This is a genomic window from Synechococcus sp. R6-7 (assembly GCF_047461695.1).
In the GTDB taxonomy this organism is placed as follows: domain Bacteria; phylum Cyanobacteriota; class Cyanobacteriia; order Thermostichales; family Thermostichaceae; genus Thermostichus.
The window spans coordinates 1-2,016 of sequence record NZ_JANSHS010000367.1; the positions used below are offsets into that span (position 1 = coordinate 1).

At 62.7% G+C, this 2,016-nt stretch carries 1 protein-coding gene; it reads right to left on the reverse strand.

Annotation, left to right across the window (positions count from 1 at the left end; translation table 11 throughout):
* Positions 1-50 precede the first annotated feature (50 nt).
* Positions 51-2,016 (reverse strand): DNA gyrase subunit A (locus NW815_RS10885; RefSeq protein ID WP_414416002.1); only part of this gene is annotated, 1,966 nt, incomplete at its 5' end.

Sequence of the window (2,016 nt, forward strand, 5' to 3'; positions counted from 1 at the left end):
GCTCAAATGAAAGATCAACACAACCTAGGGATCTTCTGCTCCCCCAAGAGCTATCCCACATCGCCTTCCGGCAGCCACTGCGGCAAGAACAGGCGCAACTCCCTGACCCGCTCCCCTTTGACCAGGAGGGATCCGCCCCCGGAGCGGCTTTGCAGCGGGATCTCGGCAGGAGAGAAGGAGTACACCTGTTCAGACTCCGTGATCACATCCAGTTGCAGATGGGAAGGCCTCTCCAGCTCGGGGGGGAGACCCACCAAGCCCACCAGCACATCCCCTCGGTCGGAGAAGTGAAAGGCCGGCGCGCCCACCGGACTCCGCTCCAAGATGGGGATCTCCTCCAGAGACAAGCGCTTCAGATAGCCCGACCGGCTGGCCAGAACCAGGATCCCTTGCGGGGGCAGCAGCGCCATACCAACTATTCGCTCGGCGCGCCCCAGGCGCAGGGCCGGCGATCCCATAGCCGCTCGACCCATCAAAGGGATCCCTTCGGCAGCCAGCCGCAGCACCCGTCCCCCTGAAGTAGCCAGGACGACGCTGTAGCCTTGGTGGCCGGGATCCCAAAGGGCTGCCCAGCCCAGCTCATCTCCCTCCTTTAGTTTGAGGACGGTGGATCCCCGTTGGGTAAGGCCCATCAACTCTGCCAGGGCCAGCCGCTTGATCCGCCCCTGCCGGCTGAGCACCACCAAACTTGCCTTGCCCGGATCCGGAGCCAACGTGAAGGTGGCGACGATCGGCTCAGGGTTGGGAAGAAGGGTGAGCAGGGGTACCCCCCGTGAAGAGCCAGTGCTGAGGGGGATCCCTGCGATGGGCACGGTAAAAGCCTTGCCGCCGGCGGTGAGCACCAAGATTTCCTGCTCCAGCGTGACGCATTCCAGGCCGACCAGCACATCTTCCCCCAGTTCCCGTTGCGCCGGGTTGCTGCGGGAGCGACGGCTAGGCAGAGGCAGGCGGCGCACATAGCCCTTGCGGGTGAATTGCAGCAAGAAGTGGGTCTCTTCCGTCTCTTCGCCGCTGGGGATTTGGGCCACTTCCGCTTCCAGCTCCGAGGCCGAGAGGATCTGGGTACGCCGGGGATCCCCGAAGATTTTCTTCAAGTGGCGCAGCTCTTTTTTCAGGTAGTTCAAGAGCTTGCGGCGGTCGCTGAGTAGCCCCTGCAGTTCTTCGATGCGGGCCTGCAACTGGGCATGTTCCTGGTGCAGCCGTTCCCGCTCCAATCCCGTCAGGCGACGCAGAGGCATGGCCAAAATCGTCTCTGCCTGCTGGGGGGTACAGCCGAGGCGAGTTTGCAATTGGGCTTTGGCCGTGGTGCCATCGGGCGCTTGCCGCAGCAGCTCGATCACCCCCTCCAGATCCGCCAACGCCAGCAACATTCCTGCCACCTCTTCCGCCTTGCGCTGCACCTGCTGCAACTCGGCACGGAACATCCGGTTGAGGGTGGCCTCGCGAAATTGCAAGAAGTGTTGCAGGATGTCCTTGAGGCTGAGCTGCCGCGGTTCCCCGTTCACCAAAGCCAGCAGGATGGCTCCAAAGTTGCTTTGCAAAGGGGTGAGCTTATACAACTGCTGCAAAACCGCCTGCGGGTTGGCCTCTCGCTTCAGCTCCACCACCACGCGAATGCCGCTGCGATCCGACTCATCCCGCAGATCGGCGATGCCGCTGATGCGGTCTTGGTTGGCCAGCTCGGCCACTTTTTCGATCCAGGCGGCTTTGTTCACCTGATAGGGAAACTCGCTGATGACTAGAGCAGGCCGCCGGTGGCGTCCTTTGCCCGGCTGGATCTCCTCAAATCGGGCTACCCCCCGCAGGGTGATGGAACCGCGCCCGGTGAGGTAGGCTTCGCGGATCCCTTGGGTGTCTAAGATTTGGCCGCTGGTGGGAAAATCCGGCCCCGGGATCCACCGCAACAGTTCCTCAGGGCTGAGGTCGGGATGGTCGATCAAAGCCAACAGGCCATCCACCACTTCCCCCAGGTTGTGGGGTGGGATATTGGTGGCCATGCCCACGGCAATGCCGGAA